This is a genomic window from Paenibacillus sp. 01L418 (assembly GCF_056400045.1).
In genome coordinates this window covers 25963-42331 of sequence record NZ_JBFTSN010000024.1, presented here as the reverse complement: position 1 = coordinate 42331, position 16369 = coordinate 25963, and the positions used below count along the sequence as shown (strand labels likewise).

At 45.3% G+C, this 16369-nt stretch carries 8 protein-coding genes; 3 read left to right on the top strand and 5 right to left on the bottom strand.

Annotated elements, in window-relative coordinates; genetic code table 11:
• On the top strand, nt 1–1685 hold a 1685-nt coding region (locus AC1DSE_RS05720; protein ID WP_477527483.1), incomplete at its 5' end, for a cadherin-like beta sandwich domain-containing protein.
• A gap of 282 nt (nt 1686–1967) precedes the next feature.
• Here AC1DSE_RS05720 and AC1DSE_RS05715 read toward each other — a convergent pair.
• The 3 genes from AC1DSE_RS05715 to AC1DSE_RS05705 form a co-directional block, all read right to left on the bottom strand.
• Nucleotides 1968–3614 (bottom strand): glycoside hydrolase family 19 protein, encoded by a 1647-nt coding sequence (locus AC1DSE_RS05715; RefSeq protein ID WP_477509563.1) that lies wholly within the window; start codon nt 3612–3614, stop codon nt 1968–1970.
• A gap of 272 nt (nt 3615–3886) precedes the next feature.
• Nucleotides 3887–5689, bottom strand: coding sequence for a CBM96 family carbohydrate-binding protein (locus tag AC1DSE_RS05710; RefSeq protein ID WP_477527482.1), 1803 nt, complete (start codon nt 5687–5689; stop codon nt 3887–3889).
• Nucleotides 5690–5734: 45 nt separating this feature from the next.
• A complete protein-coding gene (locus tag AC1DSE_RS05705) occupies nt 5735–8344 on the bottom strand; it encodes a CBM96 family carbohydrate-binding protein (protein ID WP_477509561.1) in 2610 nt (869 codons plus the stop codon).
• Nucleotides 8345–8593: 249 nt separating this feature from the next.
• Between AC1DSE_RS05705 and AC1DSE_RS05700 the strand changes: the two genes are divergently transcribed.
• Both AC1DSE_RS05700 and AC1DSE_RS05695 read left to right on the top strand, forming a co-directional pair.
• On the top strand, nt 8594–9466 hold the full coding sequence (locus AC1DSE_RS05700) for a helix-turn-helix transcriptional regulator (protein WP_477509560.1): 873 nt from the start codon (nt 8594–8596) through the stop codon (nt 9464–9466).
• 103 nt (nt 9467–9569) lie between these two features.
• Nucleotides 9570–9869, top strand: coding sequence for a hypothetical protein (locus AC1DSE_RS05695; protein WP_477509559.1), 300 nt, complete (start codon nt 9570–9572; stop codon nt 9867–9869).
• Nucleotides 9870–9978: 109 nt separating this feature from the next.
• Here AC1DSE_RS05695 and AC1DSE_RS05690 read toward each other — a convergent pair whose 3' ends face one another.
• Nucleotides 9979–11025 (bottom strand): bifunctional transcriptional activator/DNA repair enzyme AdaA, encoded by a 1047-nt coding sequence (locus tag AC1DSE_RS05690; protein WP_477509558.1) that lies wholly within the window; start codon nt 11023–11025, stop codon nt 9979–9981.
• A gap of 391 nt (nt 11026–11416) precedes the next feature.
• Nucleotides 11417–16273, bottom strand: a complete 4857-nt coding sequence (locus AC1DSE_RS05685; RefSeq protein ID WP_477509557.1) for an S-layer homology domain-containing protein — start codon at nt 16271–16273, stop codon at nt 11417–11419.
• Between the last annotated feature and the right edge of the window lie 96 nt (nt 16274–16369).

The following is a 16369-nucleotide window of genomic DNA, read 5'->3' as shown; positions in this document are numbered from 1 at the left end:
GCGTGACACTCAGTCCGGCATTTGCCAGCGGCACATTAACGTACACCGCAAATGTGGCTAACGACGTGACGAGCACGACAGTTGCGGCAAGCAAGAGTACTGCAACAGCTGCGATTACAGCAGCCGATCTAGGGCTGAAACAGCTGACGGTAGGAGAGAATATGATCACCGTACATGTAACAGCGGAAGACGGCAGTACAAAAAATTATACGGTCACCGTAACACGTGCAGCAAGCTCAGATGCAATGTTAAGCGCATTGACACTAAGCGGCGTTACATTTAGCCCAACGTTTGACAGCGAAACTTTGGAGTATACAGCAGATGTAGCTAACGACGTGACGAGCACGACAGTTGCGGCAATCAAAAGTGATGCAACAGCTGCGATTACAGCAGCCGATCTAGGTTTGAAACAGTTATCGGTAGGAACGAATGTGATTACCGTACATGTAACAGCAGAAGACGGCAGCACACAAAACTATACGGTTACCGTAACGCGAGCAGCAAGCACAGACGCAACGTTAAGCTCATTGACTCTAAGCAGCGTGACACTTAGTCCAACGTTTGACAGCGAAACTTTGGAGTATACGGCAAATGCAGCTAACGACGTGACGAGCACGATAGTTGAAGCAGCTAAGAATAATGATGCGGCTGCCATTGCAGCTGATGATCTAGGTCCGAAACAGCTTTCAGTAGGTGAAAATACCATTACTGTGCAAGTCACAGCAGAGGACGGCAGTACAAAAAAATACACCGTCATCGTAACACGTGCGCAAAGCGCAGATGCAACGCTCAGCGAACTGACATTAAACGGCGTCACACTCAGTCCGAAGTTTGTAAATGGTACATTCGCTTATACCGGAAATGTAGCCTATAACGTGACGAGTACAACGATTACAGCTACTAAGAGTGATGCAACAGCTACGATTAATGAAACAGATTTAGGTTTCAAACAGCTTTCAGTAGGAGAGAACACATTCATCGTTCACGTAACAGCCGAAGACGGTGTTACAAAGAAGCAATACAATATCATTGTTACACGTGCAAAAGAGGTTGTATCTGGTGGAGGTGGTTTGCCGGTACCTACACCAGCGCCAACACCAACTCCGGTACCTACGCCAAAACCGACACCGTCACCAACACCAACGATTAGCTTAGTTGATATCTCCAGACACTGGGCTGAAGATAACATCAAGCAAGCGATTAGCAATGGAATCGTGACAGGTTATCCGGACGGTACATTTAGACCTAACCATACCGTGACACGCGGAGAATTTGCAGTCATGCTGATGAATTTGTTGAAGCCGCAAGAAGCGGGAGCGGAACTGTCATTCATAGATACAACAAAGATTCCAGCTTGGGCGCAGAAAGAAATCGCACAAGCGGTACAGGAAGGTATTATTAATGGCTATGAGGACGGCACTTTCCRTCCGAATGCAGAGATTACACGCGCAGAAATGGCAGTTATACTAGCTAAAGCTTTGGGTCATTCTACGGAAGCCATTGCTGCAACAAGCTTCGCGGATGATAATGATATTCCTGCGTGGGCGAGAGCTAGCGTTGCTTACGTAAAACAAGCGGGCATTGTAAAAGGGAAGGGCAATAATGAATTCGCCCCTCAAGACCATGCCACAAGAGCTGAAGCTGTAACCGTTTTGCTGAACATACTGGCAAGTCGGAATAAGTGAATAAGTTCATCCTAGAGTCTGAAACTTGGAATTTTTATTAAAGGATGGAGTTATATGCCTCACTACTATTTTAATGAAATTTGGACACCTTTTAAAATCATAGGTATTCGTCTATATCGCGATGATGATAGGGACGTATGGATCAAGTTCTGGAACGCGAAAAGACGCCGAGTCATCCGAGCAGGATAGATATCTGCATTTCACTTAAAACAGCAGCCCTTAACAAATAGGGGCTGCTGTTTTAGTCTTTTCAGCTGCATCGATTGGCTGGTTTTTACTTTGTTAGAACGGGCTCATCCCGATTGTATTGACTTTCTCGCCAGTTATACTGATGCCCATTCTCGTCGTAATGTCACGGTAATGACCAACACGGCGACCGACTCTGTAGTCCGTCTCGTCTTTGTTTCCTTCAAAGTTGCCGTTAATAATCATAATGGTTACACCAAACCCAGCAGGCGTTAACCCTTTGGCAATGTCTGACGCAGATGGTGTCCAGTTGCCGACCATTACATCATGTGCAGAAGGTTTCGGCGGTTGTGGAGTCATCCAAAATAAGATAGCTGTCATAAAACCTAGCTTGCCGTCGTTTACGATTAATTCAGGTTGTTGGAGCAATGTGTTCTGAGTGCCATAAATAATTCCGCTAATAAGTCCGTAATTGTAGTTCCAGCTAAGCTGAATTGGTCCACGTCCGTGATACGACTTGCCTGGAACTGGAGGGAATTCAGCATGGCTTTGAATGTACCCTGTGTTTGTGGAATTAATATAAGCGACTTCTTCATTCCAAAATAGTCCCCAGCTCAGCTCGCCGCCAGGTGCTGTCGCCCAGCCTCCGCCTGTTTCATGCGCAATATTCGCGAGGAAAGCTGCCAGCTCGCGCTTGCGGTTTACAGCGGAACCTTCTTTAATAAATGTGCCAAAATCAACCGTTTTAGAGATGACCGGTACGGTCAAATTCCATGAAGCGTTGAAATCTGCATTTTGAGAAATGAGTGTTTCTGTTTTCGTTGTTTTGTTCAAGCGGAATACACGGTTGTTCCATGTAGCACCTTGGCGGTATTCAAGCTTGTACTTAATGTTTGCAACGTCTGTTACTGCAGCGATTAGGTTGTCATAAGAATAATAGTCGACTTGACCAGGTTTATAATACGTTTTGCTAGCAGCGAAAGTGTGCCATGCAGGTGTGCCGATACGCATCGGGAACAGTGCTTCATATTCTGTTTTTGGCAGTGCGGTTTGTACGGCTGCCGCTGCGTTTGCTGGTGAATATTGAGGATCAATTCCACCCCATTGTGCTGTAATTTGTTCATCGGTTAGAACGCGGCTTTGTCCGACATTCAGTTCGGCAAGAGAGGTTTTTACGGTGATGGGCGTACTTGCTGTTGTGTTGTTGGAGCTGTCTTTTGAGGATACAGAGTAGATATACGAAGTGTCTGGCTGCAAGCCAGTATCGGTGTAAGTTAATGTGGAGGCGTTTGTGGAACCAACTTTTGTAGCGCCGCGGTAAATATCGTAACCGGTAACAGCAATGTTGTCTGTTGCAGCATTCCAAGTTAATGTGACTGAATTAGCGGTTTTTCCTGGCGAGGCAAGATTCGTTGGAGCTGTAGGTGGAGTTGGGTCTTGGTTGCCCCCGCCCGTACCTGGCTCAAGCAGCAGCCATGGTGAGCTCGATGGAGCGCCAGCACCGGGTATATCGCCTTGTGTCCACCATTTGGCTCGATAGTTGTTGTTATTGTAGCTCACTTCATCGCCGGTTAAATACACTTGGGTGGACACCCACGGTGAGGCCGTTAATGCAGCTTGCTGCTGAGGAGCATTGGCGGACACGGTTTTTGACACCGCTTCCAATTGAGCCAATAATAACAAAGTGGATAATACAATGACGGTTATGCGGATGAGCTTTCTGCTTATCAGTTTGCGTTTCATAGACATCCTCCTAAACTATTTTGTTAATTTCAACAACAAGTATATAATCTTCCAAAAATTTAATATATAGACGGTAATAACTATATTATTTTGTTTGTTTGTGTCGATTGTTACAACATTTGAACTATTTTTAGGGATAAATTTATGAGATATTAATATTTTTATGTAAAATAATACAAAAATACCCCAGTGCAATTGTACTGGGGCTTTGATCGATTTATTCGGTGTCTACTTATTAAAGCGACAAAGGGGCTGCTATTTTTTATAAGCTATTAATATAGGGTAAACTTTCCTTTATACAGATTAGAAGAGCCGTCGGATCTTGTGTTGTCCTTTACTTTAGCTGAACCGCCTACTGCGTTAACGATGTACCCGACCCCGTCCAAGTGGACATTATTGTTTTTGAAATCATTATTGGTGCCAGTTGGATAGCTTGAGCCGTGGGTGCGATTCTGGAACGCATCGACTACGCTGCTATTGCCATTGCGGCTGCCAGTATTGTTGTAGATCTTGGAGTTAACACCCTTCACGTCAATAAAGCTGTCCGCTGAGTTTGCTCCGGAAATTCCAGTGCCGTTAAATGTGCAATATTCCACGAGAGTTCCGTCAGCACCCTCTTTAATATCGATATGCTCAGCTGTTATTCCAGGGCCGAAAGTGGTGTATCTTATAGTATTGCCAATGACGGTGTGCTCGTAAGCAGCACTTTCATCCGATCCTACATAAGCGCCTTCACCGTATCCCGCTTGATATTTTCCAGTATCATAAATGTTGGCGTTATCCAGTGTATTGTAGGAGCTGCCGTCTCTGAAATGAACGCCTTCGTCGCCCACATTGTATATTTCGGCCTTGTAGATGAAGTTGTAGTTTCCATTGTCAATCATGATCCCCTTTTGTGCTCTTGTTACTTTAATATCGCGAATGTCCCAATAGTCGCCTGTAAGATGAATGCCATAAGAACCATCATTGGTGGCGGGTCCTTGCAATATAGGGGGATTAGCTGGGTCACAACCCTTCAACACGATGCGGCTGCCGGAAGTGCCGCTGGCGCCAGAATAGAAAACACCAGTTGGAACGCCGTTAGCATCCAATCTAGGATCACCGCTTGCAGCTCGAATACCCGAGTAGGTTCCTGGCGCAATCGTGATTATCGTACCTGCGCTCGCATTGATCATCGCAGCTTGAATAGCAGCTGCGGAGGTTAATGCGCCGGAACAAGCTGCYATCCCGCCGGACTGTGTAGTAGCGCTGACGGTATTGCTCGAAACGGACTGATTGCCTGCCGCATCCTTTGCTTTTACGTAATAGCTGTAGGTTGTCGACCCGGACAAGCCAGTATCACTGGCTGTAGTTGTGGCTACCGATTTGAGAAAACCGCCGCCGCGGTAGATGTCATATCCAGTCACGCCCACATTATCCGAGGAAGCGTTCCAGCTCAAGTTAATTTGACTGCTCGAAGCAACGGAGGCGCCCAAACCAGTTGGTGCAGTCGGTGCGATTGTATCTCCTCCCCCTCCACCGGTGCTGGAGACGACAACCAGCTCTGGTTTATTGGAGGTATTCTCCTTACTATTTATTTCTGTATATTTCCCAGCCGTTTCTGATAATACAAAGGAAGCAGCACCATCGCCGCTCGCTTGCCCTTGCACGTAGGCCGTTACATCAATTTCTACATATTGAAAGCTGGTTGTTAGAGCTGCACTATTGATAAGGCTGCCGGTTGCAGGTTTGCTACTCCATGTAAGTGCTGCTTGTGTCCAGCTGTCTGCCGTTTGAGAAGCGGTTAAGGTAGAGGTTGATGATGCTTTCGCATAGACCCGAAGCTTAGCGCTTGTAATGCCAGAAAGGCCATTCAAACTAAATTTCAGAAACGTGAGCCGCTCTGATCCACTAGTATTTTTAACGAACATGGAAGTAGCAGAACCATAATTTGTAGCTGCATTGCTTTCATAAACATAAGAGTCATCAGTAGGACTGAGTGTAGAGGTGGCACCAAACACGGCGCCAACATTCAGCATCGATATCATCATAAAAATACTCATTAACAGACCAATGGACTTAAAAGACTTAGTCACGTCTTCATCTCCTTCAAAATAAACCTGGTTTTGCGGATGAACAAATTAATTTGTAACAATGAGCTCTGGCTTATTGGCCGAGTTCTCGCTGGAGTTGAGCGTGGTATACTTCCCAGCAGATTCACTGAGTACAAAAGAAACAATAGCATCCCCGGCTGCTTGAGCCAGCACGTAGGCCGTTACATCAATCTCGTAATACGCAGCGGTTGTATTCATCACTACAGAACCAACAGCTGTGCCTATTGGAGGTTTATTAGCCCAAGTCACTGCGGCTTCCGTCCAAGAATCCGTTGTCTGTGATGCCGTTAAAGTAGTCGAGGCAGATGCGCTTCCATAAACACGAAGCTTGGCATTCGTTACTGTTCCGGTTATAGAGCCGAGGCTGAATTTAAGAAGGGAATAACGAGTTTGCGAGGTGTCCGTCTTCACATACATGGATGCGGTGTCACCGTAGTTTTTTGCTCCATTGCTTTCATGTACATAGGAGTCATCTGACGGGCTTAGCGTAATGCTGGTACCGCCGCCACCGCCAGCTTGTGTTGTTGCGCTTGCTATATTGCTCGAAGCAGATGTATTTCCAGCCGCGTCTTTCGCTCTTACGGCAAAGCTGTAAGCTGTACTCGCTAGGAGTCCCGTATTGCTATACGAAGTGCCGGTTGCACTGCCAATTAGTGAACCGTTGCGGTATACATCATATCCGGTGACGCCTACGTTGTCTGAGGCTGCCGTCCAGCTTAAATTAATTTGTGAGCTTGATACCGCAGCTGCAGTTAAGCCCGTCGGCACGGTTGGCGCCTGCGTATCTGGGGTTTCTGGGCTTGTGCACGTATTGGTCGCTGTGCCGCTGCCAAGCAAGGATGCACCCGTGAATGACAAGCATGCATATACGCCTTTATTGGAAGAAGAGGTGAAATCTACTTTTTCGTTGCCGCCCCATGTGCTGATGAACGTGCCTGTTGGTTTTTGTAAATGAGCCCAAGCCGTGCCATCCCATCCAAGCTGATAGATTTTATTGAGTTGGTTGTAAGGCGCGTAGCTGACATAAGGGCCGCCTTTTGTCTCTTGTTTCGCCATCGTGTTGTTGAAAAAGACGTTTTGTTCACCTGTCGATCCGGACCACTTTGTAGCGTGCGGGCCAGCACCATACCAAATCGGGTACCAAGTGCCCTCAAGCACATCCTGACCGCCTTCTCCTTCACCCCATGAGCTGTGTTCAAAAGGGATATTAATCGTATTTTGTTCAATCAGATTTCTGCGTTCCCAGCCGCCATGCAAGTTCATATCTGTTGTGAGCGTATTATTTTGAACAACATTGCCTGTTGCTGACCATTGAAGCGTGAGATGGCGCACACGGTCGATTTTGTTTCCGATTATTTTGCTGTCATTCAGCTTGGAGCCCCGAACGTAGCCGTGACCGCCTTTGCCTTTGTTCCATGAGCCGAAAATAATATTGTTGCGAATCTCCATATTTTTGGCGAATTCGGTTACGATCGGATGAGAGCCTGTCATATAAGTCTGAATGCCCTTTACCCAGCCGTCTTGCGCCCATTTGAACAAAATGCCGTGCAGGGCATACTCCAATGCCCCATTTTTGTACTTCAGTCCGACTCCACCGGGATTTGATGCTGCATCATAATCGTCGGCATTTATCGTTGAGGCATAAGGTGTATAGGAAATGTCTTGCGTAAAGTAGAAATCTTCGAATCCAACGCCTTTTACCGTCGTTACTTTCATTACTTTACTGTAATAGGTCGCGTTCGAACCGCCAGGATCTGCAGGCAGCAGCCCGCCGTTGCTGAATGGAACATCAAATTCAAGCGGCTTATCGAGCGTTAGCGTATCCCCGCTGACGCTGGCTACCGTAAACATTTGTGTCCGCATATGGCCGTTGTAGCGATACTGCTCGGGACCTTGCATTTGATCATAAAAGGCGACCGTGTTCGCAGCTCCCACATATACGGTGTTGCCTGCCTGAAACGAGCTGCCTTTGCCGGAAGCGACCTTTATTTGTGTACTGCCTTTGGTACCGCCACCGCTGGAAGCGACTCGTTCTCCGCTCAGCCAGTGAAAATTAATGCTTCCTTCATAAGTAGAATCGTTAGCGTGCTTGGTGCGGTCTTCGACTCGAAATGCAGCGTAACCAGGCCACAGCTTCCCGTCAATTAACGGGGCTCCAGGGTTTGCGGGGTCTTCGGAGTAAGTAGCTGACGGCTTGAAAACAATCTTTGTTCCAGTCGCAGCGTTATTGCCTGCACCCCGAATCGTAACGTAGCTCGCATCCACACGAACCTGTTTATTTAGATCGATTTGTCCGGCCGGGAATTTTAGAATTGCCCGATTGGAATCACTAACTGCTTGACCATTTACTTTCAGTGTACCGCTACGAATATCGTTAATGACCTGCTGGAGTGCATTCGAATCATCAACACCGTCGTTAGCCAAAATGCCCTTTGTGGTTAGATCAATAATTGTACCGCCCGTTGGCAGCGCTTGCCCGCCTTTGTAGCCTGCGGTAGTCCAGTTTGGCAAAGAGGGATCAACAGCAGCTTCAACGGAAGAAAGGCCAAGAGATGAGAAAATGATGACCGAAGAGAGTATAGCCGTACAAAAATGTTTGGTTTTTAAATCTTTTACAGCTGAATTTAAATGAAACATCCTCATTCCTCCTTTAATTGATMGTTTTACATTCGGTCTCTTGAAGCTGCATGCATGCAGGGCAGGGCTTCACCACCTTTTATGAAAAGAATGAGGACTTCCTTTAAATGTCTGACATACTTCCAGCATAACAAAATGTAAGCGCTACAATTTTCATTTCATTGCTAGAAAATGATATTTTGTTGCTGTCTTTTGCTACAATTATTAGAAGCGCTTTCATTATAGATTTCATGATGCAGGAGGGATCGTATGAAGCTTAGCACGAACGTGAATTTGAACAAGGAGCCTTTCCATCTTAACTATTTTAAGACAAGCAATCAGCGCAGCTGGGAGGTGTTCCACGCTCACCAAAGCATGGAATTCCTATATGTGTATGAAGGCGAAGGCATCGCCCACATCCATGGTTGCCAATTTCCAATTAAACCGGGTACGCTGCTGCTTTTCCAGCCTTTCCAGCTGCACCGGCTGGAGGTGAGCGAGCGTTTTGTACGGACTGTGTTTATGTTTGATCCTTTTCCTGTGTCTTCGGCACTCGCGATCTTTCCATCGCTTCACAAGTTTTTTTCTGTTCTATGGAAGTCCACGCTAACTCATCCTGTTCTATATATGCCACCAGCCCAAAATGATTTTATAAACCTCTATGAGATGCTCAATATAAGGTTAAAAAATGTCCCTCCCTCCAAATGGCATGAGGAATATCTATTATTCGTTATTTCCTTTCTACAGCAGCTCCGTCACTTCGAAAAGCAGTTGGCGCCGATAAAGACCCCAGCACCTGAGCCAAAAACCTCGTTGACGATCAAGCTGATTATCAACTGGGTGGATGCAAACTTTAGAGATAAGTTTATGCTGGAGAGCCTGTCGGACGAGCTTCATCTGTCTACCTTCTATTTGTCCCACACTTTCAGTGAAAAAACAGGGAGCAGCCTAACGAAGTTCATTTGTTCTAGGCGATTAAGAGAGGCATGTCACCTACTGGAGACGACATCGAAAAGTGTTAGTGAAATAGCAAGTGAGGTTGGATTTCAAAACTCCTCTTATTTTTGCAGGGTGTTTAAAGGAGCTTTAGGCGTAACGCCTAAGAAGTATCGGGCTGAGGTGTTTGGTGAGGGGCAGCTTTAAGAAAATTTGCAAGAATTTAATAAAAAATAAAAAGAAAATAATGTAACATTATGTTATTGTGGAAAATATATCAAAAATAAAATTAAAAGGAGGGGGAAGTGTTATGAAAAAATTAGAAATTATAAAAATAGGGCCGAAGAGTGCTTTTAAAGCGACATTATATTTTGCTATTATTCCATTATCGATTATGGTTGTTTTAGGCTTTTTAGTCGCGATTATTGGACTCGCTATTGGCAAACCAGGCTTACTGTCAGCAGGAATTCCTTATATTATTATGCCCGTTATACTTATTTTTGTTTATGGCTTGATTGGGATGTTAAGTGCCTTTATCTATAGTAAGCTAGCGACAAAGTTTGGCGGTCTTGAAGTAACGGTTGTAGAAAAGGATAACCCTATAGGATAATCCGTCATGAAAGACCGATCTCAGCTTCGTGTAGAACGCTGAGGTCGGTCTTTCATTTTTAAAAGCGCAGTTGGTTATGCACGGACAGCGCACTTCTTCCAACGTCATATTATTCTCCTTGTTTCTCGTGATGTAATAGCCAGTTTTTACGTGTTAATCCACCGCCATAGCCGCCTAAATCACCATTTGAGTTGATGACTCGATGACAAGGAATCATAATCGCGAGCTGATTTGCGCCATTGGCCTGAGCGACAGCACGATAGGCGGATGGTTTACTGAGTGCAGCGGCGATGTCTGAATAGGAACGCGTTTCGCCCGGCGGAATTTTCATTAATTGCTCCCATACGCTCTTCTGAAAAGGTGATCCAAGCAACGAGACGGGGGTTTTAAATTCGGTCAGTTTTCCGTCAAAATAGCGGGTCAATTCACTTTCAATCGATTGGATTGGTTCCGTGACACCTGGAATGATGGCGGATTTTGTCCGTTGACGAAGCCTTTCTACTTCGCGTTCTAGCCCTCGCCGATCAACAAATTCAAGAAGATAAAGTGCACTCTCATCCCCAATTGCAATCATCGGCCCAAGCCTTGTGTCGATCCAAGAAGCTTTCAAAACCTGACTATTCTCTACTAATGTAGGCGCGGCCCCCATAATTCGCGAGAAAGCGTCTCTGAAACCGCTGCTGGATTCATAACCAGCAGATAGCTGAGTATCAATGATCGTTTGACCCGATCTAATGTTCTTCAAGGCAAGTCCCATGCGGCGAGCGCGAGCATATTCAACAAACGTCATGCCAAATCGCTTCTTGAACTGACGGCGCGCTGTTGACTCATCAACCGAAAGATTTTTGAAATCTTGTTCTTTCCATCGTTTTTCAGGATTTTCCTCAACGGCAGCAACAAGCTGGCGAACAACCTCCGATACATGGTTTGGGTGGGAAAGCGGACGGCATCTTTGGCATGGCCGATAGGAGGCAAGCAGCGCTTGTTGTGCCGTCTCATAAAATTCGCAGTTTTCAAATTTAGGCTTTCGTGCCGGGCAGGTTGGACGACAGAACACGCCAGTCGTTTTGACGCCTACATAAAATACGCCTTCATATTCCGTTCTTTTCTCTAATAACGCCCTGTAGTATTCTTCGTTACGCTCTGCAGGTACCATGTTTGCACGCCCTAATCTTAGATTATGCTCTTATTATAGAGCCTTCAGAAATATAACGTAGCCGAAAATCAGGCATTAATTTTTTTGATTCGCTTGTATGAAACCTGATCATTATGTGCAGCTGCAAGAGCGACGCCAAAGCGGAGATTCGCGAACACTTGCCGGGTTGTTTTACTTGTATTCAGATGAAGTTCGTAATCTGATTACCAGAACGCAATCCAACAACGGATGACGCTTATCTTGACTTTGACACGGCTTTACAGTCCTTCATGTTGATTGTGCAGTAAGAGAAAAGCCAAGAAATATGCTAGTTATAACCCAGCATTTTCTTGGCTTTTGAGTATGAATGAATTGTCGAGCTTGAATCCACTTCAATAGCGACAGGATGGTGCTATTGCTTAAATAATAGCTCTTTACCATCCGAAAGATACGTATAATAGTGATCTTTTGAAGCTTCTTCAATATGCTCGAATGCCCAGTGAGCAGAAGTCGCATCCGGCCAAGATGGTGTTGTCACGCCTGTAAGCGGTCCTCTTCCTAGCAAACGGTTCATAATGGTAACTGCTTGCGCACGTGTTACATATTCCTTCAGACCGAACGAGCCATCTTCAAAACCGATCATAACCCCCGCTTTGTTTACAGCGGCAATAGCTGCTGCAGCCCAGTGCTGATCAGATACGTCCTCAAATGTGTTCGTGAATGGTCCGTTAAGATCAGCATTTAACCATTTGGCCGCAATCATTGCCATTTCGGCTCTCGTTATGCGGTCATTTGGCCGGAAGTTGCCCTGCTTATCGCCAATCATTAATCCAATATCTTGTAGCTGCTCGATGTTAGCTGCGGCCCAGAAGCCTTTTGCAACATCTGGGTAGAGCTTTTGGTATTCATAAACATTAGGTAAATTTTTGTTGCGTGCTAGTAAAGCCGACATCTCCGCTCTCGTGATCGTGTTATTCGGGCGGAATGTGCCATCAGGGAAGCCTTTAATATAAGCATTATGATGGCCAGGGTTTGCAATGTTCAGGTCAGTGAAAGACTTCAAAGTGCCTGTGAAGCCGCTGCCCGGCTTATAAGATACGGTTGCTTCATAACCAACGGGAATAGGATTCTTCAGCTGAATAATAACTTGATTGCCATCCATTCTAACGTCTTTTATTTCCACTGCCTTGCCACTAATTTTTACTATAAAGCCTGATGTGTCCACCTTACCGCTGCCATCAACTAGATCAAGAACAATGGTTCCCGCTTTTGGATCGATGGTGGTCTTCTTCACTTGCTCCGTCACAGGCTGAGCGGGTATGACGGTGCTTTCACCTGTCGACCGTTCTGTTAACTGAATAACGGAGAAAATGCTAAACTTGTCAATTTCAATCTCTAGCCCAATTGGAGTATCACCGCTGTACACAACGGCAGGTTTCATTACCACTTTTTCTCCATCGCTATGCTCTACAAAGATTCGCAGCGAATCTAAAAAGCTGTCGTAGTTGCTTGCAGGTACGGTGATTCCGTTTTTTGCAAATGGTAAGAACAGTGTTGTTGTGTAATCGCGATAGTTTGTTTCAATTTCCAACGAGGAGCCAATCACTGCAACATTTCGGCTTCCAGCCGCTGCTCTGACAACTGTCTCATTCACAATGCTGGTATTTAATTCCGCTTGATGACCAGCATCTTTAACAGGAATTAAGCGGAAAAACAAGTCAAGATAACGATCTGCCATGCGGTCAATAACATTTGCAGCAATGGATATAGTTGCATATTCTGTACGTATATCTAGCGTATTTTGGTTGGTGTTTAACAGTCTTATAGATTGTCCAGGAATTTCGACAGCAATCTCACCTGGCTCGTCTCCTGTAACCTCATCAACAAGTACAGTTGATACTCCGTTTTTTGTTCTAAGATCATTAATAAACCTTGCTGCTGCTGCCGGATCAAAAATGGCTTTGTCAATTTTTACTCCATTTGATAACATAACACGATTAATGCCAACCGGCTCACTCACCTCATTGTCTGAGCCGCCAACAACAGGGACTTGTCGATAATTCTCGATTGTTGTCTTTGTTAGGTTCTCGGCTTTGACAATTAACAGGAATGTGCGGGTTTTCGTTACACCATTTTTAGAAACGGAAGCGGTGAGTATAACACTCTCATCCTTTGCATGACGATGAACAAGTGTCTTGATTGATCCATTCTCAGGCAATGAAATTTCAATTGCACTTGGCTTGTTGGAAGTCCAATCGATCATCGTTTCATTTGCCCCTGTTGTTACAATGAGTACAGGAAGCGTAACACTCTCCCATGTATCGTTTGCTTGGTAACCGATTTGCAGGGCCCTCAGTGCATCATCAATGGCTTCGTCTGTCGTGAATTCGACCGTTATAAGTAAGGGCTTGCTTTCATATCTGTCTTTTTCCGTTAATGTCACTTGAATTTTGGTTCCAGGCTCAAGGTCAAGTCCTCCGATGACAACGGTTCCCGTCTCTTCTCCGGCATTTACCGCACGTTTCAACTCTGTACCATTTTCGTCGTATACAATAATGGTCGCCCCAGCAGGCACCTCTACTACCTTAACGCTGCCATTCGATACACTTGCTTTAATCGTTGAACTTTCCGGTGAGCCACTATCTATTTTTGCTGTGCTAGAAGTGGATGGGCTTTCCAGCTTTCCAACTTCTGCAATTGCAACCTTAACCAAGTCTCCCTCACCAAGTACATGCGGGGCTTCAATGTTAACTACAACGGTAGCTATGGACGTATCCGTGTTTGTAACTGTACCAATAACATCGCCGTTCTTGTCATATACGTTGATAGTTGCACCTGGTGGTACGTCTTTAACGGTTACTGCGTTTTTCGTTGCGTTTGTTTCCACATTGTTACTCTCAAGCGGCGCGCTTTCCGTTTTTGCTTCGCTCGATATCGGTTTACTTTCCAGATGACCGTCTTCTGTGATCGTAACTTTTACAATATCGCCTTCAGCAAGCGCGTTTGTAGGTTCAATAGTAACGACAACGGCTGTTTTTGATGTGCCTGTATTTGTAGCCTTACCGATAACATCACCGTTCTCGTCGTATACTAGAATGGTTGCACCCGGCGGTACATCCTTAACGGTTACGGTATTGTTTGTTGCGTTCGTTTTAACGTTATTTGTGTCAAGCACGCTGTCCAGCTTCGCTTCGCTAGACACTGGCTCACTTTCGAGCTTACCTGTCTCTGTAACTGTAACTTTAATGTTGTCTCCTGCCACAAGCGTATTCGGTTCTTTAATTTCAACTACGATATCTGCTTCCGTGCCAGTGTTAGTAGCTGTTCCAATAACCTCGCCGTTCTTGTCATATACGTTGATGGTTGTACCTGGCGGTACGTCTTTAATCGTTACCGTATTGTTCGTTGCGTTTGTTGTGATTTTTTTCTCGTCCAACGGGTCGCTCTCCAGCTTCGCTATGCTTGTTACTCGTTCGCTTTCTGGCTTGCCGTCTTCTTCTGTAATTGTAACCTCAATGATGTCACCTTTTTGAAGCTTGGTTGGCGGATCAATAGTGACTACCACTTCTGTTTCTTCATTGCCGTTGTTAGTTGCTGTACCGATGAGCTCGTCATCGTCACCATACACTTTAACAGTCGAGCCCGGTGGGACGTCTTTAACGGTTACTGTGTTTTTGGGTACATTCGTAGTGATTTTCTCTTTTTCAGGCGCACTGCTCCGTAAAATAGGAGATACTGCTGTTACGTTGCTGGCTACTTCACCATTTTTTGCATAAGAAATATCAATTTGACTGGCGCCAGCTAGTATATCCTTGCCATCGTCGGTCAATGTCAAGCGAACCGTTCCGTTCGTTGCAATTGACGAGGTTGCAATGACTTCATGATTGTCGTCGTATAGGGTTACGGCTACTCCATTCGGAACGCCATCAATCGTCACAATGCCATTAGCCGTATAGGACAACACAATGTTACTTGCCACAGGCGCCTCAGTCATAATCGCTGAGCTGCTCGCAGAAGTGCCTCCGTTACTGGTGATCACAGTAATATTGTTATTACCGGCCTGCAGATGACTCGAATCATCAAAGGTATAAACAAGCACGCCCTCACTATTTGTACTGTACTCGCCATCTACTAATTGATTGTTAACATAAATATCAACCTTTTCATTAGGTAAGTTATCACTTTTGCTAATGCCGTTGACCTTGATATCAATACCCTTCTGTGCTCCAACACCTGTGGAGAATACTTTATTGATTGTAACTGCACTTGGTCCTTGCTTGTAATTTCCGTCGGGTTTTAGTCCTCCATCAACGTAGGAGTTTTTGAAATACCATGCCAGAATATCATGATGGGAGTTGGCTCCCCCTGTACTCGCGCCAAAGCCTACATATACCTCTTTGTTCATAAGGGATGTACCGACATTACGAGTCAGTGATCTGTTATTCGCATTCGTTCGATTATCACTTGGACCATAAGTTGTAGTTAGACGTCCATTATCGTCATAATCAACCCAAACATGAACGTAAGCATCGCTTGCGGCGTAATCGTACAAACGGAAGTTGGCTCCTTGCAAATTATCAATAACGTCGCCACTGCCCTGTTGATGATGGTTGTTGCCATTCATTACAATAGCGACATGATCGGCAGTAGGGCCGGTTGGGTTGGTTGCCGGATGGTATCGATTTGAGAGACTATAAGGGAGATTAGGATCATTGTATTGAATCCCCTTATGAGGTCCGAGGTTTTTCCACGTATCGAACTCTACACCTACGGAGTTTGGAATACCGGCATAGCCTACGCCTTCGCCTACCCCGCCTAGAACAGGAGTCGGATTATCCTGAATAATAAAGGTTAGACCATCAGCGGGTCCCGGAAAGTTTAAATTATTTAACGAAGTGCTTCCATTCAAATGCATGACAAAATAAGTGCTAAAGCCGCCGTCAAGCTTAATTTTATTTGTACGAACGACGATGCCGCTTGAATCATTCGTAACCGGCACTACTCTTAATCGTCCGTTCGCTGTTGTGGCGGTGTTATTTCGGCCCGGAATAGCCGGGAAGCTCAGCACTCTGGTCGCATCATTAGATACAACTGCAGTAGGACCGGTATGATTAAAATTTTGCCAGCCGACATAGATTGGCAGCGAGTCCGGCTCGGAGCTCGCCAGCACAGGCGTTATCGGCGCCGCTGAGAGTACCAAAATAAAGGAAGTAACAACTAATAAAATCCTTCTAAAAAATGAATCTTTGTGTAGATGATCAACATGCATGATTTTTCCTCCTGGTTGTGGTCATCAATTTGTAAAAATATGCTAATTGGCACATTCCTAATTATACCATCCTGCTCTGTACAAACTCTAAACATC

Bases quoted from the DNA above. Each gene is read 5' to 3' on its own strand.
- AC1DSE_RS05690 (WP_477509558.1), bottom strand. From the start codon at position 11,025: ATGGTACCTGCAGAGCGTAACGAAGAATACTACAGGGCGTTATTAGAG.
- AC1DSE_RS05715 (WP_477509563.1), bottom strand. From the start codon at position 3,614: ATGAAACGCAAACTGATAAGCAGAAAGCTCATCCGCATAACCGTCATT.
- AC1DSE_RS05695 (WP_477509559.1), top strand. From the start codon at position 9,570: ATGAAAAAATTAGAAATTATAAAAATAGGGCCGAAGAGTGCTTTTAAA.
- AC1DSE_RS05685 (WP_477509557.1), bottom strand. From the start codon at position 16,273: ATGCATGTTGATCATCTACACAAAGATTCATTTTTTAGAAGGATTTTA.
- AC1DSE_RS05700 (WP_477509560.1), top strand. From the start codon at position 8,594: ATGAAGCTTAGCACGAACGTGAATTTGAACAAGGAGCCTTTCCATCTT.
- AC1DSE_RS05705 (WP_477509561.1), bottom strand. From the start codon at position 8,344: ATGTTTCATTTAAATTCAGCTGTAAAAGATTTAAAAACCAAACATTTT.